This window comes from Streptomyces calidiresistens (genome assembly GCF_014141525.1).
In the GTDB taxonomy this organism is placed as follows: domain Bacteria; phylum Actinomycetota; class Actinomycetes; order Streptomycetales; family Streptomycetaceae; genus Streptomyces; species Streptomyces calidiresistens.
Genome location: NZ_VKHS01001418.1, coordinates 1 through 715, shown reverse-complemented (window position 1 = coordinate 715; position 715 = coordinate 1). Strand labels below are relative to the sequence as shown.

Sequence of the window (715 nt, the reverse complement as noted above, 5' to 3'; positions counted from 1 at the left end):
CAGGGCGGTGATCGCCCTGGCCGTCGGCTCGTCGGACACCGTCGCCACCGCCCGGGTCATCTCCCCGATCCACGCGTCCACCAGCGGTCGCAACCGTTCGTCCCGGGCGGCCGCGAGGTAGAGGTCGTACTCGACGATCGCCCGTTCCCGGTCCTCCAGGTACGCGGCGGCGGCGTCGGCGATCACCGGGCCGGGAGTGGCTGGGGAGGCACGCAGCCTCTCCTCCCACCCGGCGAGGGTGGTCCTGCACTCGTCGGCCACCTTCTCCAGCGCCGCGTCCACCAGGTCACCGAGGGAGGGGAAGTAGTAGGTGGTCGACCCCAGGGGCACGCCGGCCCGGGCGGCGATGAGCCGGTGGGTGGTGTTCCCGATGCCGCGCTCGGCGATCACCGAGACGGCGGCCTCCACGATGGCCGCCCGCCGGCCCTCGGGGTCCCGCGTCCGGCGGGGCGCCGCACCCGCCTGTTCCTCCGTCCGTCCCATGGATCTCCTTGTGTACATTCGTACATGTACGAATGTACCACCGCCCCGTCGTCCGGATTCCCGGGGACGCTCACGGGCCCGGGAACCGGGAGGGACGCAGGGTGAGGCGCATGGCCGCCGATCCGTTTTCCGTGCGGACGGCAGGCCCGGGGGACGCCCCGGTGATCGCCCGGCTGCTGCACGACTTCAACACGGAGTTCGCCACCCCCACCCCCGGCGCGGAGGTCCTGGC

At 73.1% G+C, this 715-nt stretch carries 1 protein-coding gene; it reads right to left on the bottom strand.

Annotated elements, in window-relative coordinates; genetic code table 11:
• On the bottom strand, positions 1–483 hold a 483-nt coding region (locus FOE67_RS27610), incomplete at its 3' end, for a TetR/AcrR family transcriptional regulator (protein WP_182667534.1).
• Positions 484–715: the final 232 nt, after the last annotated feature.